At 72.4% G+C, this 21,181-nt stretch carries 23 protein-coding genes; 14 read left to right on the top strand and 9 right to left on the bottom strand.

The genetic code is table 11. From position 1 onward, the window contains the following. Nucleotides 1-4 precede the first annotated feature (4 nt). The 5 genes from ACFCVM_RS08490 (at nt 5) to ACFCVM_RS08510 (ending at nt 5,714) form a co-directional block, all read left to right on the top strand. A complete protein-coding gene (locus ACFCVM_RS08490; RefSeq protein WP_375835684.1) occupies nt 5-1,021 on the top strand; it encodes an alpha/beta hydrolase in 1,017 nt (338 codons plus the stop codon). Nucleotides 1,022-1,081: 60 nt separating this feature from the next. Beyond that, nucleotides 1,082-2,131, top strand: a complete 1,050-nt coding sequence (locus tag ACFCVM_RS08495) for a YihY/virulence factor BrkB family protein (protein WP_375835685.1) — start codon at nt 1,082-1,084, stop codon at nt 2,129-2,131. A gap of 83 nt (nt 2,132-2,214) precedes the next feature. Further along, nucleotides 2,215-3,534 (top strand): sensor histidine kinase, encoded by a 1,320-nt coding sequence (locus ACFCVM_RS08500; protein ID WP_375835686.1) that lies wholly within the window; start codon nt 2,215-2,217, stop codon nt 3,532-3,534. Continuing rightward, entirely contained in the window at nt 3,531-4,199 is a 669-nt protein-coding gene (locus ACFCVM_RS08505; protein ID WP_375835687.1) for a response regulator, read from the top strand. Before ACFCVM_RS08500 ends, ACFCVM_RS08505 begins: the two co-directional genes overlap by 4 nt. A gap of 108 nt (nt 4,200-4,307) precedes the next feature. Further along, the gene (locus ACFCVM_RS08510) at nt 4,308-5,714 is read left to right on the top strand and encodes an acyltransferase (RefSeq protein ID WP_375835688.1); all 1,407 of its coding nucleotides are present in this window, start codon (nt 4,308-4,310) and stop codon (nt 5,712-5,714) included. Here ACFCVM_RS08510 and ACFCVM_RS08515 read toward each other — a convergent pair. Both ACFCVM_RS08515 and ACFCVM_RS08520 read right to left on the bottom strand, forming a co-directional pair. Continuing rightward, a complete protein-coding gene (locus ACFCVM_RS08515; protein ID WP_375835689.1) occupies nt 5,654-6,451 on the bottom strand; it encodes an ABC transporter permease in 798 nt (265 codons plus the stop codon). The genes ACFCVM_RS08510 and ACFCVM_RS08515 overlap by 61 nt on opposite strands. Then, entirely contained in the window at nt 6,448-7,194 is a 747-nt protein-coding gene (locus ACFCVM_RS08520) for an ABC transporter ATP-binding protein (protein ID WP_375835690.1), read from the bottom strand. Before ACFCVM_RS08520 ends, ACFCVM_RS08515 begins: the two co-directional genes overlap by 4 nt. Nucleotides 7,195-7,274: 80 nt before the next feature. Between ACFCVM_RS08520 and ACFCVM_RS08525 the strand changes: the two genes are divergently transcribed. Then, complete coding sequence (locus ACFCVM_RS08525; RefSeq protein ID WP_375835691.1) at nt 7,275-7,820, top strand: helix-turn-helix domain-containing protein; 546 nt, start codon at nt 7,275-7,277, stop codon at nt 7,818-7,820. 24 nt (nt 7,821-7,844) lie between these two features. Here the strand turns inward: ACFCVM_RS08525 and ACFCVM_RS08530 are convergent, their stop codons facing one another. The 3 genes from ACFCVM_RS08530 to ACFCVM_RS08540 form a co-directional block, all read right to left on the bottom strand. Continuing rightward, nucleotides 7,845-8,414, bottom strand: coding sequence for a hypothetical protein (locus ACFCVM_RS08530; protein WP_375835692.1), 570 nt, complete (start codon nt 8,412-8,414; stop codon nt 7,845-7,847). Between the two features lie 9 nt (nt 8,415-8,423). Then, the gene (locus ACFCVM_RS08535) at nt 8,424-8,831 is read right to left on the bottom strand and encodes a DUF4383 domain-containing protein (protein ID WP_375835693.1); all 408 of its coding nucleotides are present in this window, start codon (nt 8,829-8,831) and stop codon (nt 8,424-8,426) included. A 91-nt stretch (nt 8,832-8,922) separates the two neighbouring features. After that, nucleotides 8,923-9,999: a YeiH family protein gene (locus ACFCVM_RS08540; protein ID WP_375835694.1), complete on the bottom strand. Its 1,077-nt coding sequence runs from the start codon at nt 9,997-9,999 to the stop codon at nt 8,923-8,925. 70 nt (nt 10,000-10,069) lie between these two features. Between ACFCVM_RS08540 and ACFCVM_RS08545 the strand changes: the two genes are divergently transcribed. Continuing rightward, nucleotides 10,070-10,981, top strand: a complete 912-nt coding sequence (locus tag ACFCVM_RS08545) for a LysR family transcriptional regulator (protein ID WP_375835695.1) — start codon at nt 10,070-10,072, stop codon at nt 10,979-10,981. A 91-nt stretch (nt 10,982-11,072) separates the two neighbouring features. On the opposite strand, the gene ACFCVM_RS08550 is transcribed toward ACFCVM_RS08545, so the two are convergent. Both ACFCVM_RS08550 and ACFCVM_RS08555 read right to left on the bottom strand, forming a co-directional pair. After that, a complete protein-coding gene (locus ACFCVM_RS08550; protein WP_375835696.1) occupies nt 11,073-11,846 on the bottom strand; it encodes a peptidase M56 family protein in 774 nt (257 codons plus the stop codon). Further along, nucleotides 11,843-12,430: an RNA polymerase sigma factor gene (locus ACFCVM_RS08555; RefSeq protein WP_375835697.1), complete on the bottom strand. Its 588-nt coding sequence runs from the start codon at nt 12,428-12,430 to the stop codon at nt 11,843-11,845. Before ACFCVM_RS08555 ends, ACFCVM_RS08550 begins: the two co-directional genes overlap by 4 nt. Before the next feature lie 207 nt (nt 12,431-12,637). Between ACFCVM_RS08555 and ACFCVM_RS08560 the strand changes: the two genes are divergently transcribed. The 5 genes from ACFCVM_RS08560 (at nt 12,638) to ACFCVM_RS08580 (ending at nt 16,360) form a co-directional block, all read left to right on the top strand. Beyond that, a complete protein-coding gene (locus ACFCVM_RS08560; protein ID WP_375835698.1) occupies nt 12,638-13,999 on the top strand; it encodes a MinD/ParA family protein in 1,362 nt (453 codons plus the stop codon). Between the two features lie 261 nt (nt 14,000-14,260). Beyond that, nucleotides 14,261-14,794 (top strand): VanZ family protein, encoded by a 534-nt coding sequence (locus ACFCVM_RS08565; protein ID WP_375835699.1) that lies wholly within the window; start codon nt 14,261-14,263, stop codon nt 14,792-14,794. Beyond that, a complete protein-coding gene (locus ACFCVM_RS08570) occupies nt 14,772-15,422 on the top strand; it encodes a M15 family metallopeptidase (protein WP_375835700.1) in 651 nt (216 codons plus the stop codon). The genes ACFCVM_RS08565 and ACFCVM_RS08570 overlap by 23 nt, the downstream gene beginning before the upstream one ends. Beyond that, nucleotides 15,419-15,583, top strand: coding sequence for a hypothetical protein (locus ACFCVM_RS08575; RefSeq protein ID WP_375835701.1), 165 nt, complete (start codon nt 15,419-15,421; stop codon nt 15,581-15,583). Before ACFCVM_RS08570 ends, ACFCVM_RS08575 begins: the two co-directional genes overlap by 4 nt. Before the next feature lie 177 nt (nt 15,584-15,760). Next, entirely contained in the window at nt 15,761-16,360 is a 600-nt protein-coding gene (locus tag ACFCVM_RS08580; protein ID WP_375835702.1) for an antibiotic biosynthesis monooxygenase, read from the top strand. Between the two features lie 21 nt (nt 16,361-16,381). Here ACFCVM_RS08580 and ACFCVM_RS08585 read toward each other — a convergent pair whose 3' ends face one another. After that, complete coding sequence (locus ACFCVM_RS08585; RefSeq protein ID WP_375835703.1) at nt 16,382-17,041, bottom strand: DedA family protein; 660 nt, start codon at nt 17,039-17,041, stop codon at nt 16,382-16,384. Nucleotides 17,042-17,131: 90 nt separating this feature from the next. Next, nucleotides 17,132-17,908, bottom strand: a complete 777-nt coding sequence (locus tag ACFCVM_RS08590) for an IclR family transcriptional regulator (RefSeq protein ID WP_375835704.1) — start codon at nt 17,906-17,908, stop codon at nt 17,132-17,134. Between the two features lie 100 nt (nt 17,909-18,008). Between ACFCVM_RS08590 and hutH the strand changes: the two genes are divergently transcribed. Together hutH and ACFCVM_RS08600 are read left to right on the top strand one after the other, a co-directional pair. Beyond that, on the top strand, nt 18,009-19,580 hold the full coding sequence (hutH, locus tag ACFCVM_RS08595; protein WP_375835705.1) for a histidine ammonia-lyase: 1,572 nt from the start codon (nt 18,009-18,011) through the stop codon (nt 19,578-19,580). Nucleotides 19,581-19,713: 133 nt separating this feature from the next. After that, on the top strand, nt 19,714-21,153 hold the full coding sequence (locus ACFCVM_RS08600) for a M23 family metallopeptidase (RefSeq protein ID WP_375835706.1): 1,440 nt from the start codon (nt 19,714-19,716) through the stop codon (nt 21,151-21,153). Nucleotides 21,154-21,181: the final 28 nt, after the last annotated feature.

Consider the following 21,181-nt stretch of genomic DNA (forward strand, 5'->3'; position numbering starts at 1 on the left):
CGGTGTGACCTCGACCCGACGCACAGGCGGCTCCGGCACTCGCGCCCGGCGAGTGGTGTGGGCCGTCGCGGCCACTGCAGCCGCCATCGCGACCGTGAGCGCGCTCTCGGGCTTCCACGTGCCCTTGCGCGAGATCGATCCGAAGGGCGCCGACGCGGCGAGCGAGGTCGCGACCGCCGAGCTCATCGGCATCCGCACCTTCACGGCTCCCGACCGCATCACGGTCGAGTCCGATGTCGAGTACGGCGTGCGCGAAGACGGCACGCTGCTCACGCTCGACATCTGCACGCCGGCCGGCGCGGAACTCACCGAGACGCAGCTGCCGGCAGTGGTCTCGATCCACGGCGGCAGCTGGGCGCGCGGCGACAAGGGCAACGCCGACTGGCGCAATGTCTGCCTCTGGCTCGCGAGCGAGGGCTTCGTCGCGGCATCCGTCAACTACCGTCTCGTGCCCGACGCCCGGTTCCCCGCCGCGATCGACGACGTCGCGCTCGCGGTCGAATGGCTGCGCGACCCCGAGCAGGCCGAGCGCTTCGGCATCGACGCGGCTCGCATCGGCGCGTTCGGGGGTTCGGCCGGCGGCAACCTCGCCGCCCTGCTCGGTACCACGGGCGAGGGGCCGCTCGACACGGGATCCCGGGTCGCGGCCGTCGCCGAGCTCTCGGGCCCCGTGGGGCTCGGGGCCGCCGAGCTCGTGGCCGACGGGGCATCCGACTGGTTGCGGCGCATCGTCGGCGAGTACCTCGACTGCGAAGCCGACGCGAGCCGCGAGCAGTGCCCGCAGGCGATGGATGCCTCGGCCGGAAGCTTCGCCGATCCGAGCGATCCCCCCTTCTTCATCGGCCACGCCGTAGCGGAAGTCGTGCCGCTCGGGCAGTCGGAGCGACTCGCAGCCACCCTCATCGCGGCCGGCGTGCCCGCCGAGCTCGCGGTCGTGCCGGGAGCCGATCACTCGATCGGCATCCTCGATGCGCAGATGCGGGCCCGTGTCTCGGCATTCCTGCACGCGCACCTCGACTGAGCAAGCCCTGTGCCGCCGCGTCGTCTGCCCGTAGGCTCGGTCCGTCACACGGGAGGCGACATGCCCGAACACGATCCATCCGGCCAGGACTCGCCGGTACAGCTGTCTCGTGCCGACTGGCGGGTCATCCTCACGCGCACAGTGCACGAGTACCGCATCAACCAGGTGCACGACATCGCGGCGGCCCTGACCTTCTACGGACTACTCACGGTCTTCCCCGCGCTGCTCGCGGCGCTCGCGCTCCTCGGCATCTTCGGCAGCGCCGAGGCCGTCGTGGCCGATGCGCTCCGCGTCGTGGAGGAGCTCGGCGGAGCATCGATCGTCGATGCCCTCCGGGAGCCCCTCGACCAACTCGTGAACGCGTCGCACGCCGGCCTCGCCTTCGCGACGGGCCTCGTCGCCACGCTCTGGGCGGCGTCGGGCTTCGTCGGCGCGTTCGGCCGGGGCATGAACCGCATCTACGGCGTCGAGGAGGGGCGCCCGTTCTGGGAGATGCGCCCCGCGATGCTCGCGACCTCCGCTGCGCTCGTCGTGCTCGGCGCGATCGCCGCGGTCGGCCTCGTGGTGACGGGACCCGTGGCCGAGGCCACGGCCCGCGTGCTCGGCCTCGACGAGGGCGTCGCCTTCTGGTGGGACCTCGCCAAGGTGCCGGTGCTCGCGGCGATCGGCATCCTCGTGATGGCGCTGCTCTACTGGGCGGCGCCGAACGTGCGGCGACGGCACCTGCGCTGGTTCAGCGTCGGGGCGATCGCCGCGCTGCTCGCGTGGGTCGTGACGACGGCGCTCTTCGCGCTGTACGTCTTCGGCGTGGGCAGTTACGTGCGCGTCTACGGCGTCCTCGGCGGAGTGGTCGCCTTCCTGCTGTGGGTGTGGCTGTCGAACCTCGCGATGCTCTTCGGCGCGGTGCTCGACACCGAGGTCGAACGTGCTCGCCAGCTGCGCGCCGGCATCCCGGCCGAGGAGCGGGTGCGTCTGCCGCTGCGTGACGACCGCGTGATCGCGACGAACCGCGCCCAGCGCTTGCGCGACATGCACGCATCGACGGGCATGCGACCCGACGCGGTCGTCGACGGCATCACCCCGCCGGCCGGGCGTCCGCCGCACGGCTGATCGGCGACCCTACCGGCGTACGGCCGCGAATCGTCCTCGGGAGGGATGCAGCGCCGGGCGCGGCGTGGTTGGCTACTGGCATCATGGCGCAGACCCATCATCCCGAGCACGGCCCGGCGGATGCCGCGGCCGAGGTCCGACCCGCTGCAACGGCCCGGCCCGCGCCGCGACCGCCGGCGCCGCCGCTCCCGCCCGTGCCGTCGATCCCGGCGGCGCCCGCCCGGCTCGCCCGCATCACGGCCGACGAGCGTCAGTTCCGGGCCTGGATGCTCGTGTCGACCTCGCTCCTCGCCGTCATCCTCTTCTCGGTGTCGCTCCCGCTGGCCGCGACGATCTACGACATCGAGCTGCTCTCCGCCGCCGCCACGTGCCTCGCACTGGCCATCGCGCTGCCGCTCGCGGTGCGCTGGCCGTGGGTCGCCGCGAGCGTCTCCGCGGCGGGGCTGCTCGCCTTCGCACTGCTCTCCCTCGGCTCCGACGTCGCGCCGTGGCCGTGGCCGGTCACCTCGATCGTGAGCCAGGGCGTGCTGCTCATCGTGCTCGGCCTCATGTGGGAGTGGCGCCTCGGCCTCATCGCGTGGGGCATCGGCGTCGTGGTGACCCTGCCGTTCGCCTTCGTCGACTCGGGCGCCGCGGCGAGCATGATCACCGGCGCGGCCGTGACGGCGCTCGCCTGCGCCATCTCGGTGCTGCTCGCGCAGCGCCGCGTGATCGGCGTCGAACTCTTCCGCGAACGCGCGCACTCCGCCTCGGAGCAGCAGCGACGCGTGCTCGTCGAGGAGCGCAACCGCATCGCCCGCGAACTCCACGACGTCGTCGCGCACGGCCTGTCGATCATCCACGTGCAGGCGACGAGCGCGCCGTACCGCGTAGCTGGGCTGAGCGACGACGCCAAGACGGAGTTCGCCGAGATCGCAGCCTCGGCGCGGTCGGCCATGACCGAGATGCGGCAACTGCTCGGGGTGCTCCGGAGCGCCGACACCGCGGCCGAGACCGCCCCGCAGCCCGGCATCGCCCAGCTGCCCGAGCTCGCGGCATCCGTCGAACGCGCCGGCGTGCCCGTGACCCTCACCGTCGACGCCTCCCTGCCCGACGGCGGACTCGCTGCGACGGCCGCCTACCGCATCGTGCAGGAGGCGCTCAGCAACGTCGTGCGGCACGCCCCTGGCGCTCCCACCTTCGTCTCGATCGAGGTGCTCGCCGACGACCTCGTCGTCTGCATCGACAACGAGACGGCGACGGATGTCCCGGCGCCCGACGCCAAGGGCGGCGGCCACGGTCTCGTCGGCATCGGCGAGCGCGCGGCGCTGCTCGGCGGACGCGCCGAATTCGGGGAACGACCCGGCGGCGGATACCGTGTTCTCGCGACCCTTCCGCTCGGGTCGGACGGAGGCATGGTGTGACGATCTCGGTGCTCATCGCCGACGACCAGGCGATGGTGCGAGCCGGCTTCGCGGCGGTGCTCTCCGCCCAGGCCGGCATCGAGGTCGTCGGGCAGGCGGCCGACGGCGACGAAGCCGTGGCGATGGCGCACGAGTTGCGCCCCGACGTCGTCGTGATGGACGTGCGCATGCCGGGCCGCAACGGCCTCGAGGCGACGCTCGCCCTGCAGACCCCGCCGCGATCGAGCGACTACGTGCCCCGCGTGCTCATGCTGACGACGTTCGACATCGACGACTACGTCTACGAGGCGCTGCGCGCCGGGGCGAGCGGGTTCCTCCTGAAGGACGCGACTCCCGAAGAGCTCGTCGCCGCCGTGCGCATCGTCGCGTCGGGTGACGCACTGCTCGCGCCGAGCGTGACGCGCCGCCTCATCGAGGACTTCGCTAGGTCGGCACCGCCGCGCATCGACGCCACGCGGCTCTCCGAGCTCACCGAGCGCGAGCGCGAGGTGCTGACCCTCGTCGGCCGCGGATTCTCGAACACCGAGATCGCCGCGGCGCTCTTCATCGCCGAGCAGACGGTCAAGACGCACGTGTCCAAGATCCTCTCGAAGCTCGGGCTCCGCGATCGCGTGCACGCCGTCGTACTGGCGTACGACACGGGGCTCGTCCAGCCCGGTTCCTGACCGTACGCCGGTATCGGCCAGAACACCTCCTGCGGGTGATGAGCACCGCGGCACCGTCTTCGTAACCTGCCTCCGAGGGGCGGAGAGGCCGCCCGGACGGAGGCGGTCATGACCGACGTACTCGCACGCTCGACCGGGCACGGCCCAGTCGATCCGGTGGCGCGCACCGGGGCATCCGCTCGGCGCCCGTCGGTCGCCCGCGACTCGAGCGTCGACGCGATCCGTGTCGCACTGCTCGTGGTCGTGTTCGCCCTGCACGCGATGATGGTCGGCGTGAGCGTCGGCCCCGACGGCCCCGTGCTCGAGAACGCCCTCGAGGGGCAGGCCTGGTTCGCGGCCGTGAGCTGGGTCGTGCAGATCATGCCGCTGTTCTTCATCGCGGGCGGCTTCTCGAGCTTCCACCACTGGCGGTCGATGCGATCGCGCGGGGCGAGCGGCGCCGACTACGTGCGGGCGCGGCTCGTGCGGCTCGTGCGCCCGGCCATCGCGCTGGTCGCCGTGGTCGCCGCAGCCCTCGTCGCGCTGTCGTTCGCCGGCCTCGCCCCCGAGCTCGTGGCGACGGCCGGCTTCCGCATCGGGCAACCGCTGTGGTTCCTCGGCGTGTACCTCGCCACCTCGGCGCTCGTGCCGCTCATGGTGCGCGCCCACGAGCGAGCCCGGGTGCTGACCCCGCTCGCGCTGCTCGCGGGTGTCGTCGCGGTCGACATGCTGCGCTTCTCGACCGGGCTCGACGGCATCGGGTTCCTGAACCTCCTGCTCGTATGGCTGCTCGTGCAGCAGCTCGGCTTCCACCTCGCCGACGGCGCACTCGACCGCCTCGCTCCGGCGGCCCTCTGGTCGATCGCGGCCGGTTCGCTTGCACTGCTCGGCGTGATCACCGCCGCGGCGCCGTACTCGGCCGACATGTACGAGAACCTCAATCCGCCGACCGTGTGCCTCGTGGTGCTCGGCGTCGCCCAGCTCGCCCTCTTCCAGCTGGCCCGCCCCCGCATCCGCGCCTGGGTCGAGCGAGCGGATGCCTCGCGGCTCGTCTCGGCCGTCGGTGAGCGTGCGATGACGGTCTACCTCTGGCACATGCCCGTGCTCGTGGGCTTCGCGGGCGCGCTGCTCGTCGCGAACGCCGGACTCGGCCTCCCCCTGCCCGAGCCGATGAGCGCGGAGTGGTGGGCGACGCGTCCGCTCTGGCTGGGCGCGACGGCCGCGGTCGTCGCCGGTGCCACGCTCGTGTTCGCTCGATTCGAACGCTCGCGGCGCGCAGCCCGGGTTCCGGCCGCGGCGAGCGCGCGTGCCGCCGCGCTCGATGCCGTCTGCGGCGTGGCCGGCGTCGCCGTCGTGCTCGTCGCCGGGTTCGGACCGGTACAGGCCGTCATCGCGCTCGTCCTGCTGACGGTCGCGCTGCACGGCAGCACCCTCGTCAGCACCGTGCTCACGAGGGCGACCGCGGAGATGCGGGCTCAGCGCAGGTCGCGTCGCAGCGGGATCGCGATCGCGAGCCAGGCCGCCACGACCGCGTAGCCGAGCAGCACGAGCGCTCCCACGAGCGGCGAGGTCGTCGAGGCGGCTGCCATCGGCAGCTGCTCGGCGATCGCGTCGCCGAGGAAGGTGAAGTCCGTCAGTGCCGCGGTCGCGCCGCCGGGGAGGAACGGGTGGATGACGTTGACCCCGGGAACGATCATGAGCACGTGCTCGAGGAAGTAGAAGTACCCGAGCACGATGCCGATCGCGAGCAGCTGGTTGCGGGCGAGCGCGCCGATCGCGACGCCGAGCACCATGTAGACGGCTGCCGCGAGGGCGAGCCGCGCGAGCAGCGCGACGAGGGACGCGATCGACACCCCGAGTTCGACGCCCTGCACGGCGGCCCCCGTCGCGACGGCGAGACCGGCGAAGAGCGCGGACACCAGCCCGTACGCGACGCCGAGGGCGCCGAAGACGACGAGCTTCGCGGCGAGCACCCGGCCACGCCGCGGCACCGCGAGGAACGTCGTGCCGATCGTGCGATGCCGGTACTCGCCGGTGACGGCGATCGTGCCGATGAGCGCCGGCACGAAGAGCAGGAGTCCGCTCATACCGACGACGATGCCCACGCCCTCTGCGGTGTCGAGCCCTGGCAGCGGCGGGGTCGCGTTCTCGGGGCCGATGAGCGAGAGGAGCCCGGTCAGGCCACCGCCGCAGAGCGCGGCCGTCACGAGCGACCAGTACGGGAGGCGGGTGGCGAGGAGCTTGGCGAGCTCCCCTCGGAGCAGCCGGGTCATGCGCGGACCCCTTCGGTGCCGGCGGACGCCGGAGCTCCACCCGAGGTGAGTTCGAGGAAGGCCGCTTCGAGGCTCGCGCCTCGCTCCGTGAAGTCCGAGAGCGGGCCCGCCCAGGTGGTGCGACCGCGGTCGATCAGCACGAGATCGTCGATGCCGTGCTGCAGTTCGGTGAGCACGTGACTCGAGAGCAGCACGGTGCCTCCGTTCGCCGCGAACTCGCGGAGGAACGTTCGCAGCCAGACGATGCCGGCAGGGTCGAGCCCGTTCGACGGCTCGTCGAGCACGAGCACCCCGGGGTCGCCGAGCAGCGCCGTCGCGAGCGCGAGCCGCTGCCGCATTCCCGTGGAGAAGCCGCCGACGCGGCGATCGAGGTACTCGGACATGCCGGTGAGCCCGGCGACCTGCTCGGCGCGTTCGGCACCGTGCCCGCCGAGGGCGCAATAGCTGCGCAGGTGCCCGCGGGCGGTCATCGCCGGGTGCGCACCGGCGAGGTCGAGCACGGCCCCGACGGTGCCGGTGGGGTCGGAGAGCTCGGAGTACGGCCGGCCCCCGATGAGCGCGGTGCCCGAATCGGGCTTCGCGAGCCCCAGCAGCATCCGCAGCGTCGTCGACTTGCCGGCGCCGTTCGGGCCGAGGAAGCCGGTGACGCGGCCGGGCGCCGCGCTGAACGTCGCGTCGTGCACGGCCACGACGTCGCCGATGCGCTTCGCGAGTCCGGAGACGTCGATCTGGGCGGTGATCATGGAGCGGATCCCTTCGGTGGCATACTCGAACGAGAGCAATGAGAATGTTCTCATTGTGAGAATAATCATTCGGAGGACCGATGCGCAAGCCGTCGCCCATCGCCGACGTCGTCATGCACCCCGTTCGGCTGCGCATCATCCAGCAGGTGGGCACGCGCGAGATCACCACCGCGAGCCTGCGCAGCGCCCTGCCCGATGTCGCACAGGCCACGCTCTACCGGCACATCGCCGCGCTCGTCGACGCCGACGTGCTCACCGTCGTCGAGGAGCGCCGCGTGCGCGGAGCGGTCGAGCGCACCTTCGCGCTCGGCGAGCGCATGGCGCACGTCGATCACGACGAGCTGCTCGAGATGGGCACGCGCGAACTGCAGCAGGCGTTCCTCACGTTCCTCGCCCACCTCGGCGAGAGCTTCGATCGGGCGAGCGCGGCCGAGGACCCGCGATTCCGCGACTTCCTCGGATTCGGCGAGACGACGCTGCATGTGACGACCGACGACCTCGCGGTGATCCAGGCCGGGCTCGGCGAACTGCTCGCGCCCTACCTATCGGCAGAGGGCGACGGCCGCCGCACGGTCACGCTCGCGACGGCGCTCATCCCGACCGACGGCACCGCGCCTCGCGACTGACCCGGCGAAGCCCGGTCGACCTGGTCAGTGAGAGTGGCCGGGCTCCTCCACGCCGGGGAGCGGCTCACCCGTGCCCGGTTGGTGCGAGCCGTGCGGCACGGCGGACTCGCCGGCCTCGGTCGCCGCGAGCGCCGGAGTCGCAAGGGCCGCGACGAGCGCAGCGCCCGCGACCAGGCCGATGAGCCGAGCTGCGTCGGATGCCCCGGCGCCGCGATCGTTCGCCGGGTCCGTCCCTCCGGCGAGGCGCGTACGAGCGCGCAGCTCGAGGCCGGCCGACAGTGCGACGACCACGATGAAGACAGATGCCGCGGCGAGCGGGCCCGCCGGGACATCCGTCGTCGCAGCAGCACCCGTCGAGACCGCCGCCGCCATCCCCACGAGGGCGACCGCGGTCACGACGAGCGTTGCGGACGGGGCGATCACGCGCCCCGCCCGGAGCGCGAGCCCGCCCCAGCCGAGCGCGGCGACCCCGGCCACGACGAGGGCGGGCTGCATCGCTCCCCCGGCACCGGCGGCGAGCGCGGCCAGCACGAGCCCGGCGCCGAACGCGGCGAGCATCGGCCAACTGCGCAGGGCCGCCGCCAGTGCGTGCATGGCCGGCCCCTACGCCGTCGCCACGCGTCCGGAGCGCTCGAACCCGAGCGCGACACCCAGCAGCACGATCGCGCTCGCGAGGTGCAGGAAGTGGTCGGCCGTGTTCAGCGCGAGGATGTTCGCCGCCGTGCCCGCGAGGAAGAACCCCACGATGCCGAGCAGCAGGTAGGCGGCGCCGACGGTCGCGTTGACGGCCTTCGCCGCGGTCGCGGACACGATGCCGCCGATGAGCAGCGCTGCGCCGATCAGCAGGTGCGCCACGTTGTGCAGCGGGTTCACCTCGAACACGCCGAGGAGGAGGCCTCCTTCGGTCGCGAAGAACCCGACGCCGCCGGTGACGGCGAATCCGAGCAGTCCGACGAGCAGGTAGACCGCACCGAAGACGGTCGCGACGATGCGGTTCGGGGAGTTTCGCATGAGGTTCCTCCTTCTCGAGTCACGGCGACTGCCGTGCTGGAAGGGGATTCGGAACCTTCCCGGGTTCGGATTGGATCGGCGGCACTCCGCCTCACCCGACGGCGACGACTCCGGCGAGCGCGACACCCGTCACGATCAGCGTCGAGGCCCCGGCGAGGGCGAACGGGCGCACCCCGACGCGGCGGAACATGCTGAACCGCACGCCGGTTCCGAGCGCGAACATCGCCGCCGCGAGCAGCACCGTCTGCGCCACGCCGGCACCCGCGACGACGACGTCGGGCACCCAGCCGAACGAGCGCACCACGACCATCGCGATGAACCCCACGACGAAGAGGGGGATGATCGGGGGCCGCCTGCCCGAGGCCCCGTCCGAACCCGCGTCCGCCGCGAGCGAGCGCCGACGCTGCACGCTGACGACGGCGAGCACCGGCGCGAGCATCAGCACCCGGGCGAGCTTCACCACGACGGCCACCGCGAGACCCGTGCCGCCGAGCGCTCCGCCGACCGCGACGACCTGCGCCACCTCGTGGATCGACCCGCCCGCCCACATGCCGGCCTGCTGGGCATCGAGACCGAGGAGCGAGGCGGCGAGCGGGATCAACGGGATCATGAGCGTGCCGAAGACGACGACGAGGGCGACCGCGGTCACGACCTCCTCCTCTTCCGCATCGACCACGCCATCGACCGCCGCGACCGCTGCAGCGCCGCAGATCGAGAAACCGCACGCGATGAGCAGTCGCTGCGTCGCCGAGATGCCGAGGAGCCGGCCGATCACGAGCGTCGAGGCGATGCCGATCACGACGATCGCCGCCACGACGACGATGACCCCGATGCCGAGGTCGAGGATGTCTCCGAGCACGAGCTGGAGGCCGAGCAGCACGACGCCGAGACGCAGCAGCGGCTTCGCGGCGAACGCGAGCCCCGCCTCGACGCGCGACGGGAGCGGCACGGTGTTCCGCAGCAGCACACCGAGCACGATCGCGATGAGCAGCGCGCTCATGCCCGGCAGCAGGAACGTCGCGGCCATCGACACCGCGACGCCCGTGGCCGCGAGCCCGAGGCCGGGGGCCACATCGACGAGGCGTGCGCGAACCCTCCGCGCCGTGGTCGGCCGGTCGGGCGGAAGCGGCGGGCGGGGCGATACCGGAATCGGTGCAGTGCGGGTCATCCCTCGACGATCGCGAACGGATGCCGCGGGCGGTAGCCGTCCGTTCAGCATCGAGGCATATCATGCTGATATGCCTCACCGTTGGCCCGACCTCGCGGTGCTCGAGTTGCTCGTCGCGATCGGCCGGCACGGCAGCCTCGGCGCTGCCGCGCGGTCAGTCGACATGGCGCAGCCGAACGCGAGCCGATCGATCGCCGGACTCGAGCGCTCCCTCGGCCTCACGCTCATCGAGCGCCACGCCCGCGGATCGCGCCTGACCCCCGACGGCGAGGCGATCGCGGAGCTCGCCGGGCGGATCGTCACCGGCGCAGACGACCTGCTCACCGCCGCGACCGCGCGACGCGAGCACCACGAGTTGCGGCTCGACCTCGCCGCGAGCCTCACCGTCGCGGAGTACCTGCTGCCCGCCTGGATCAGCGAACTTCGCTGCAGTCACCCCGTGCTGGACGTGCGCATGCGGGTGGAGAACTCCTCGCAGGTGCTCGAGCTGCTCGAGTCGCACGAGATCGACCTCGGCTTCATCGAGTCGCCCGCGGTGCGCCGGGGCCTGCACAGTCGCACGGTCGCGACCGACCGGCTCGTGGTCGTGGTGTCGCCGAGGCATCCGTGGGCGCGTCGATCGCGCGTCACGCTCGACGAGCTCGCGGCCACCCCGCTCGTGACCCGCGAGGCGGGATCGGGCACGCGATCGACCCTCGCCGATGCGCTCGACGGCAGAACCCCCGTCGAACCCGCCCTGGTCGTGGCGAGCAATGCGGCCGTGCTCGTCGCCGCGGCATCCGGGGCGGGCCCCGCCGTGCTCAGCGACCTCGCCACCCGGCCGTGGACCGCCCGCGGAGAGCTCGTCGAGGTCGCCGTCGACGGGCTCGACCTCGTGCGGCGCCTGCGAGCGGTGTGGCGACGCGGCGACGTGCTCTCCGCCCCGGCCGCAGCGTTGCTGGGCGAGGTGTCCGGGCGACGTCCGGGCGGGAGAGCGGACTGACTCGCGGGAGAAGGGTGGGGGTCGGGAGCGCTCCCGACCGCGGCGCGCCATGGCTCGAGCGCAACCTCGAGAGTGCGATCGCCGCCTGGCGTCAGCCCTGGGCGGGTGTCGGCTCGGGTGCCACGATGAACTCGCCGATCCTCGTCTCGCCGTCGTTGTCGTAGACGGGAACGACGACGGCGCGGCCCTCGTGCGCCTGCTGCCAGGCAAGCGCCTCCTCGGGCGTCGAGAACCGTTCCGCCGCCGCCGAGCCGTCGGCATCGGCGAGTTCGTCGGCGTACACATACCCCTCGGCTCCGTTCGTGGCGATCACGGCCACGAGGTCGGGCGTGCCACGCTCGTTCGCGACGCCGTAGGTCTCGCCGCGTGCGTTCTCCGCCCACTGCGTCGAGTGCTCGCTGGTGTAGGCCACGGAGATGCGCCATTCAGCGTCGTCGGGGGCGGTGATGGTGGTCCCGGTCGTGCCCGTCGCGATCGGCAGGCTGTAGGAACTCCACCCTGCGGGAGTGCCTGCATCGGAATCGGTGCACGACATGGCCGCCCCGTCGTCGAAGACGAACGTGCCGGACGAGAGGCACCACAGCTCCATCCTGACGTGCGTGGCGCCCTCGGGCGGAGCGCCGAGCTCGATCGTCGCGGGTCCGATGTGCGTCTCGACCGTGGGCCGGTCGAGCTCCGCGAGAGCGGTGCCGCCGGGTTCGATGAGGTACGCGGCGGTCGCCGCGGCGGTCCCGGCGAGGCCGAGCCCGGCGATGACTCCGACGCCGAGCCACACGTGCACGATCCGGCGTCGGCGCTCCACTCGCTCGATCAGCGCGGAACGCAGCGCACGGGAGAACTCGGGATCGATTCGCGTGTCGCTCATGGCCGTCCCCTTCCGGTCGACTCTCGCTCAGCGGATGCTGCGGCGAGTGCGTCGCGCACACGGGCCTTCGTCCGGTGCAGGCGCGTCTTCGCCGCCCCTGGCGTGAGGTCGAACAGGGCCGCCGCCTCGGCGACCTGGTAGCCCTCGAGCGCGACGAGGGCGAGGAGCCCGGCATCGACACGACCAAGACCCCGCATGGCGTCGGCGAGAGCTCGGTTGTCGAGATCGAGCGGCATCCGCGCCGCCACCTCGTCGGCCGCATCGGGATGCGCTCCCGATGCGTGCAAGCTGCCGATGAGTCTGCGATAGCGCCTGGTCGATCTGCTCGCGTTCAGGGCGGTGTTCGAGGTCGTGACGAGCAGCCACGGGAGCACCGAGCCGTCGACGACTCGGACGTCACGGCGGCGGCGCCAGAGTTCGAGGAACGCGGTCGCCGTGACGTCCTCCGCGTCGTGCCGGTGCGAGAGCATCGACCACGCGTGCCGGAACACGCGATCCCGGTGCCGATCGAAGAGCACCCCGAACGCAGCGCCGTCGCCTTGGCGGCTTCGGCCCCACAGCTCGGCATCGCGAGGTTCGTCCACATCCTGGTATGTCCGCATGTGCGCTCGAGGTTACCGGCGCACCCGTCGCGAATCCGCACCCGCTGGGCGGGACCATAGACTGGTTCGCGGGGGAACGGCCGGCGGCGCGGGAGCGCTCGCATTCGGCGTGCGGCACGACGCGAATGCGAGCAGCATGCCCGAGGCCCTGATCCTCATCGACCGACGCATGGCATTTGGGGGAATCTCTTGTCCACTTCGATCAACACGCACGACGGCGTCACGGTCTTCCTGACCTCGGCCACCGAGGCCGACGTGCATGCAGACGGCGCGGTCGTCGGCATCCAGGCGGTCGACGGCGACGCACTGCGCGACCGCGTCGTGGCGTTCGTGCAGGAGCGGGCGCAACGCCTCGGAGTCCCGGCGACCGCCGCACTCATCGACGACTCCTCGCACTGGACCCTGACCGTCGAGCCCGACGGCCGCGTGACCGAGGCTCCGACCGGCCTCGTGACCGAGAGCTTCGAACCGCGCCCGACGACCGCGCCGATCCCGACGATTCCCGCCACGCCGGTCGCGGCAGCGCCGGGCGCGGCATCTCCGGTCGCGGCAGCTCCGGTCGCGGCAGCCCCGGTCGCGGCAGGCTCGGCGACGCCCCCCGCCGAGCCGAAACCCCACCGCCCCACCGTCGAGGACCTGCTCTCGAGCCGCCCCCGGCAGCGCCCGCTGAAGGCGACCATGGGATGGCAGGGCCGGGTGCGCCGCATGAGCGGCGGCCTCATCTCCCCGAAGCCGAGCGCGACCGAGCAGACCCGCCACGACCAGACGAACCGCGTGCAGAAGCGGCTCGACGGCCCTCGCACGATCGTGGTGCTGAACCCCAAGGGCGGTGCGCACAAGACCACGAGCACGCTGCTGCTCGCCGCGACGTTCGGCCGGCTCCGCGGCGGCTCGACCCTCGCGTGGGACAACAACGAGACGCGCGGCACGCTCGGCTGGCGCGCGCAGCACACCCCGCACCACCGCACCGCCGTCGACCTGCTCGGCGACCTCGATCGCTTCGAGAACCCGAGCGTCGCGAGCCTCAGCCAGCTCGACGACTACGTGCGCACGCAGGTCGACGCCCGCTTCGACGTGCTCGCCTCCGATGAGGATGCCGCCGCGACATCCACGATCGACGACGCCGCGTTCGACCGGCTGCACCGCACGCTCTCGCGGTACTACCGACTGCTGATCGTCGACACCGGCAACAACATGCGCGCCTCGAACTGGGTCGCGGCGGTGGCCGCCGCCGACCAGCTCGTGATCGTCTCGACGGTGCGCGAAGACACGGCGGCGAGCGCCGCCTGGCTCCTCGACGGCCTCGCGGAGAAGGGCTTCGGCGACAAGGTCGACCGGGCCGTCACGATCCTGACCTCGCCGTCGGAGAAGCCCGACCGCGAGCTCGAGCAGCGCCTCGCCGATCACTTCGGCGCGCTGACCGCCGCGGTCACGACGATCCCCTACGACGCCGCACTGGTCGACGGCGGCACGATCGACTTCGATGCGCTGTCGCCCGAGACGCACGACGCGTGGCTGAACGCCGCCGCGGTGGTCGCCGACCAGCTCTGACCGGTCCCACGACCAACCGGCGATGGGGGGCTTCGCACTCCCCAGCTCCGTCGCGCCTCCGCGCCTGAGAACGGCCGTCCGGCGAGCCACCGGATGACCGATCCGGCGGTGCCCGCTCCCGCCTGACCACTCGACCGTGCACCCGTATCGGGAGCATATGCATTTCGTGATACGCCCCCGCAACAGCGCACTTGGTGCACTGGGAATCACCGAAAGCACATGCACGACCGATTCCGCCCGATCTCGAGTGGGGAGACACCAATGGCCTCGCACCCGGCAGCCGATGCCCGCCCAGGAGGCCGCGCCCGTTCGGGCTCGACCTGGTTCTGGACGGCCGGGTGCCTCGTCGCGATCGCGGGCCTCACGTTCGGCCCGCCCCGCCTCGTCTCCGACGCCCGGTACCTGTTCGCCTCGTGGTTCGAGTCGATTTCCGGATCCCCGGTTCCGTCCGGCATCGCGGGCTTCCAGTTCCTGGCGAACGTCGCGATGTTCGTCCCGTTCGGCGCGCTCATCACCCTCGTCCTCGGGCACCGGCGATGGGCGGCCGGGCTCGCCAGCGGGGTGGCGCTCTCCGTCATCGTCGAGGTCACGCAGGTCGTGCTCCCCGGTCGCGTGCCGGATGCCGATGATGTCATCGCCAACTCGATCGGCACCGCACTCGGTGTCGGCCTCGTTGCGCTGCTCGGACTCGGCGGCTCACTCGTGCGAACGACGCGAGCTCGGTTCGGGGCAGGCCGGCATGTGCCACGTCCACTACCTGAAAGCACCCGACATGACCAGCCAACGAACCAGTAACCGATCCACGACGCAGCAACCGCGTCATCGCCGCCGGCGGAGGATGCTCGCAGCGGGCATCGTCTTCCTCACGCCCATCGCGCTCCTCATCGGCGCCGTGGTGGGACTGCAGGCCATCTCCGCCGACGGAGCGCCCGGCGACACGCCGGCCGACGCGCTCGGCGTCCCCGATCCCGACACCGGGTACGGCGTCGACGACGGCTACATCGAGGAGGGCGAGTCGGTGTCGCCGTTCGCCGACGACCTGCCGGCGATCGCCAATCTGGAACCAGAACTGCGCGGCGCCATGCAGGACGCCGCCCGCGCGGCGATCGCAGACGGCTACGAGTTCGTCGTGACGAACGGGTGGCGAAGCGCCGCCTACCAGCAGGTGCTCCTAAACGCCGCCATCGCCGAATACGGCAGCGAGGAGGAAGCCAGGCGCTACGTCGCCGCACCCGAGGCGTCCAAGCACGTCACCGGGGAGGCCGTCGACATCGGCCGGACCGATGCGAACAGCTGGCTGAGCCAGCACGGAGCCGACTACGGCCTCTGCCAGACCTACGCGAACGAGATGTGGCACTTCGAACTGGCGACCACGCCGGGCGGAGAGTGCCCGGCACAACTGAGCGACGCGAGTGCCGGATGATGCGTCGGACACTCGGCCGCGGCGCCTCGACGGTCGGGCACCTGGCGGCCCTTCTCGGCGCTTCGGCGACGGCCCTGGGGCTCGCGATCGTGCTCGGCTGCCTCGTGCTCGCGCCGTCGGTCGGCATCCTCGGCGGCATCGCCTCTCGGCTCCTGCCGTGACGGTCGAGCCCGCGGACTCCTGCGCCACGCGACTCCCGTCCGCGCTCGAAGCACGCTCGAAACACGGCCCGGCTACACTCGCATCTGGCCCGGACCAGCCCGCCACAAGCGGAACGGCCCGACCATGCAGAGTCTCGCGAACAGAATTCGCCAGCCACGAGAACACCCCGGGGGCCCATGAACCACGAACCGATCACCGTCTCGATCCGACGCGAGGTCGACCCCGAGCGCATCTCGGAGGCGACCGCGTGGGTGCAGACCGGCGTGAACCTCGCGGCCAAGTACCCGGGCTTCCTCGGTTCGGGCTGGGTCCGCGCCGGCGAGGGATCGCAGGTCTGGCACATGCTCTACCGCTTCGCGAGCGAGGAGACTCTCGACGCGTGGGAGCGATCGGCCGAGCGGACCTGGTGGCTCTCGATGGGCGAGGGCTTCGTGCGCTCGGAGCGCAGCCGGCGCCGCACCGGCATCGAGGGCTGGTTCGACGACCCGGCGACGGGTTCGGTGCCGGTGGCGGATGCCGCGGCATCCGCTTCAGTCGACGAACTTCCGCCTGCGCCGCCGCGCTGGAAGCAGGCGGTGACGATCTGGCTCGGGTTCTTCCCCGTGAACCTCGTCTTCACGCTGCTCGTGACCGCGTTCGTGCCCGGCTGGAACGACCTCGCGGTCGTCTGGAAGGTGCTCGCGACCACCCTGCTGCTCACGCCGATCATGACGTTCTGGGCGCTGCCCTTCGTCACGCGCGTGCTGCGCCGCTGGCTCGCTCCCGCCGCCCGCTGAGACGGGTCGGAACCGGCGCGATCAGGCCGAGGCCTCGTCGACGACGCGCCGGTGCTCGAGGATGCGCCGGATGACGAGCACGGCGAGCGCGATCGCGATCGCGCCGTAGACGACCCAGTCGAGGTACTGCAGGTACTCCTCGAGCAGCGCGTGCTGGGTGCCGAGCGCGGCGCCCACGCCGATGAGCAGCGTGTTCCAGAGGCCCGAGCCGAGGGCCGTGAAGAGGCAGAACCAGGCGAGCGGCATGCGATCGGCGCCGGCGGGCAGCGAGATCAGGCTGCGGACGCCGGGGATCATGCGCCCGACGAGCACCGACCAGCGGCCGTGGCGATGGAACCACTCGGCGCCGCGTTCGAGGTCGGTGCGGCTGACGAGTCGCGTCCACGCGATCCAGCGGATGGCCCGATCGAGGCCGACGGCGGCGCCGAGCCCGTAGAGCACGAGTGCGCCGATCACGGAGGCGAGCGTCGACCAGAGGATGAGCCACCCGAGGTGGAGCTCGCCCGACTGGCTGAGGTACCCCGCGAACGGCAGGATGACCTCGCTCGGGATCGGCGGGATCAGCACCTCGAGGAACACCAGCACTCCGACCCCGATGTCGCCGAGGGAGTTCAGCACGTCGGCGGCGAATCCGGTGAGGCCCGTGAAGCCGTGGTCGTCGGCGGTCGTCAGCAAGGTCATGTCTCGGCTCTCAGGTCGGGGCGGATGATCGGTGCTCGGCGGCGACCTCACCGTACCGGCGCGGGGTGGACGGAAGCTGGGCGCCGCCGCTCAGCGCGGCGTGCCGATGCGGCGCGCGAGCGTCGACGCCGCCTCCTGCACCGCCGACACGTACCGGGCGACGTCCGCTTCGACTGCGGCATCCGGATACGTCACCGCGACGCCCGCCGCCGGCCAGCCGACGTGATCGCGCACGACCGCGCCGACCGAGGCGAGCCCGCCCGTGACCTCGCCGTCTTCACCGGCCCAGCCCTGCTCGCGCACCACGGCGAGCACGCGCTTCAGTCGCCCGTAGCTCCACTCCGCCTCGGACCCGTCGAGTGCGGCACGACCGGCGAACGCGGCCCTGTCGGGGTAGAGCGCGCGCAGTTGCGCGGGCGGCAGCACGGCGAGCATCGCCCGGCCGGTGGCGGTGAGGTGCGCGGGCAGGCGAACCCCGACGTCGGTGACGAGCGAGGGTCGCCGGGGCGCGCGCTCCTCGACGAGGTAGAGCACGTCGCGCCCGTGCAGCACCGCGAGGTGCCCGCTCTCGCCGAGCCGGTCGACGAGGGTCGCGACGAGCGGCCGGCCGAGGCGTGCGAGCGGCTGCTGCCGCGAGAAGCCGCTCGAGAGCTCGAAGGCGGCGATGCCGAGGCCGTAGCGTCGCTCCTCGGGCAGGTGCACGACGAAGCCGCGCTCCTGCATGACGGCCAGCAGGTGGTAGGCCGTCGAGCGCGGGATGCCGAGCGCCGAGGCGATCGTCGCGGCGGGCACGGGCCCGCGCTGCGACGCGAGGTGCGTGAGGATCGCGAGCGTCTGATCGGCCGCGGGCACCTTCGATTGCTCCATCGTCGCCTCCGAGCTCATCCTACGCGGGAGTCTGGGATACCGGACGGCGACTCGGTCCACGCGCTTCCCGCGCGCACGAGGGCGGTGTGGAATCGGAGGTATGAGCAGCATCGCCACAGCACCCGCCCGCGCCGCGGCATCCGTCACCGTCGGCACGGGCCCTCTCGGCATCGACGACGTCGTCGCGGTGGCGCGCCACGGGGCATCCGTCGTGCTCGACCCGGCCGCGCTCGACGGCGTCGCCGCGAGCCGTGCGATCGTCGAGGGCCTCGCCGCGGACCCCGAGCCGCACTACGGCATCTCGACGGGATTCGGTGCGCTCGCCACGACGTTCATCGCCGAGGACCGCCGCGCGCAGCTGCAGGCGAGCCTCGTGCGCTCGCACGCCGCCGGCTCCGGGGCCGAGGTCGAGCGAGAGGTCGTGCGCGCCCTCATGCTGCTGCGCCTCTCGACCCTCATGACCGGGCGCACGGGCGTGCGACGCGAGACCGCCGAGACCTATGCGGCGATCCTGAACGCCGGTATCACGCCCGTCGTGCGCGAGTACGGCTCGCTCGGATGCTCCGGAGACCTCGCCCCCCTCGCGCACTGCGCGCTCGTGGCGATGGGCGAGGGCGAGGTGCGCGACGCCTCCGGTGAGCCGGCGGACGCATCGAGCGCCCTCGCCGCCGCCGGCATCGCGCCGCTCCACCTCGCCGAGAAGGAGGGCCTCGCCCTCATCAACGGCACCGACGGCATGCTCGGCATGCTCGCGCTCGCGATCGACGACCTGCGGATGCTGCTCACCACCGCCGACATCGCGGCGGCGATGAGCGTCGAGGGCCTCATGGGCACCGACGCCGTCTTCGCCGCCGACCTGCACGCGCTCCGCCCGCAGCGCGGCCAGGCGATCTCGGCCTCGAACCTGCGCCGCCTGCTCGCCGACTCCCCCATCGTCGCGAGCCACAAGGGCCCCGAGTGCACTCGAGTGCAGGACGCGTACTCGCTCCGCTGCGCGCCGCAGGTGCACGGCGCCGCCCGCGACACGCTCGCGCACGCGGCATCCGTCGCCGACGCCGAGCTCGCGAGCGCCGTCGACAACCCCGTGCTCACGCTCGACGGCCGCGTCGAGTCGAACGGCAACTTCCACGGCGCACCGGTCGCGTACGTGCTCGACTTCATCGCGATCGCGGTGGCGGATGTCGCGTCGATGAGCGAGCGGCGCACCGACCGGTTCCTCGACCGGGCGCGCAACCAGGGCCTGCCGCCCTTCCTCGCGCACGAGGTCGGCGTCGACTCGGGCCTCATGATCGCGCAGTACACCGCCGCGGGCATCGTCTCCGAGCTGAAGCGGCTCGCGGCACCGGCATCCGTCGACTCGATCCCCTCGTCGGCGATGCAGGAGGACCACGTCTCGATGGGCTGGGCGGCGGCGCGCAAGCTCCGCCGCGCCATCGACGGGCTCTCCCGCGTGCTCGCGATCGAGGTCATGACCGCGGCGCGCGGGCTCGCACTTCGGGCGCCCCTCGCTCCCGGTTCCGCGACCGGGGCCGTCGTCGTGCTCGTTGCGGAGACCGGTGCGGTGCCCGGACCCGACCGTTTCCTCTCCCCCGAGATCGAAGCGATCTCGGGCATGGTCGCGCACGGCGACGTCGTCGTCGCTGCGACGTCGGCGGTCGGCGCGCTCGACTGAGCCGCGTCGACATGTGCCCCGAAGAGGGCGCGAGATCGACGCGTTCAAGTGTTGTGCCGACCTGCCTGCGCTGAGAGACTGAGTCATATGCTGGCCCCCGAAGCCGGCATATGAACGGAACCCTATGTCGCTGATGCAACGAATGCCCGGCCTGCACGACCCGTTCCGAGCGCGACGCGCTCGGCCCGACGGACTCGCCTTGGCTGCCGCAGCGGCCGTCATCGTGCTGGGCATCTCGGGTATCACCACCGCATCAGCAGAAGAGGTCCCCCCTCCCGAAGCCCCGGCGACGACGTCGGAGACGGACACGGGTACGGGTACGGCACCGACCGATCCGACCGATGCCACTGAACCGGAGCCGTCACCGTCGCCGTCGCCCGAACCGACGCCGACGCCGACGCCGACTCCCACGCCCGAGCCGACACCGACACCGGAACCGACTCCCACGCCGACACCGGAACCGACTCCGACTCCCACACCGACTCCGACCGACCCGCCTGCCACGACGCCTCCGACGACCGCACCGCCGGTCACGCCCTCCGCGCCCGTCACGACCCCGCGGCTCATCGGCACCGGCCCGTACGCCCGCATCTCGAGCGGCAGCGACCCGCAGCTCAGCTCGCTGCTCGGAGCACGCACGGCGCTCGATCGCGCGACCGCAGCGCTGCGTACGGCTGAAGCAGAACTCGAGACGGCCCAGTCGACGCGAACCGAGGCACGCGCCCTGGCGGAGCAACTGCAGGATCAGGCCGACGAGACCCGCGCCGACGCCGACGCGGCCGGGGCCGCGGCATTCGCCGCCTCCCGCGGCGGCGACAGCTCGCTCACCTCGATGGCCGCCGCGTTCGGCTCCGGCAAGGACCTGCTCGCCGGTCTCGGCGGAGTCGCGCGCGTCGACCAGATCACCGGCGACGCCGAGAAGCTGCAGAAGATCGCCGAGAAGCGTGCCGCCGAAGCCGATGTCGCGGAGGAGCGTGCCGCCGAGGCCTGGGCCAACGTCGACGCCGTGCCGGTCGAGGCGGCGCAGGCCGCCGTCGCCGAGGCCGAGCGCGCCGTGGCTTCCGCCCGCTCCGATCTCTCCGGACTGCGCACGCGCGTCGCTGCGACGAGCGTCTCGTTCATCGACTCGCTGCCGCGCGATGCGGGGCAGTTGAGCGAGCAGGGCTGGGCTCCCCCGGTCTCGGGCAACCAGACCGACGGCTTCGGCCCCCGGCCGAACAAGCCGCTCGCCGGCGTGAACGAGTTCCACCGAGGCACGGATGTCGCTGCGAGCTGCGGCTCTCCGGTATTCGCCGCAACGGGCGGCATCGTCGTCGAGGCCCGCACGAACGGCAGCTACGGCAACTGGATCCTGCTCGAGCACGGCTCAGGCGTCTCGACCGGGTACGCGCACCTCTCCGATGGCGGCATCCTCGTCAACCCCGGTGACGCGGTCACGGCCGGCCAGCTCATCGGCGCCGTGGGCAGCACGGGCGCATCCACCGGCTGCCACCTGCACTTCGAGGTGCGTCTCGACGGCACCGCCGTCGACGCCGTTCCGTTCATGGCGGCTCGCGGCATCGGCCTCGGCTGACCTCCGGAACGACCGAGCATCGCGGCCG

This window comes from Agromyces sp. NPDC056389, from assembly GCF_042262385.1.
Classification (GTDB): domain Bacteria; phylum Actinomycetota; class Actinomycetes; order Actinomycetales; family Microbacteriaceae; genus Agromyces.